The organism is Faecalicatena contorta (genome assembly GCF_021531995.1).
GTDB classification, from domain to species: Bacteria; Bacillota; Clostridia; order Lachnospirales; family Lachnospiraceae; genus Dorea_A; species Dorea_A contorta_A.
Genome location: NZ_JAFBIZ010000321.1, coordinates 1 through 244, shown reverse-complemented (window position 1 = coordinate 244; position 244 = coordinate 1). Strand labels below are relative to the sequence as shown.

At 51.2% G+C, this 244-nt stretch carries 1 pseudogene; it reads right to left on the bottom strand.

What is annotated here, in order from left to right:
* Nucleotides 1-244: pseudogene (locus tag JQM82_RS16165) on the bottom strand (hypothetical protein); the annotation flags it as partial.

The following is a 244-nucleotide window of genomic DNA, read 5'->3' as shown; positions in this document are numbered from 1 at the left end:
TGTATCAGTCTTTCTTTTGTTAGTGCTCTCTGAACCACACCATTTCCCGCCATTCGCCAATAAGCCTTACGACTGTAGGCTGCTTCGCATGCTGCCCATTCCGGCAGTCCGAGTCCCAGCAGCTTTCTGTGTTTTCTGCACTCATGTGCTCGTTCCTCCTTTCCGGGTCGTACTAAAGACTCCTCTTGATTCAGTCCTTCGTCCTTTGCACTGTTCGCACTCCGGCTTACTATGACCTCTGCTG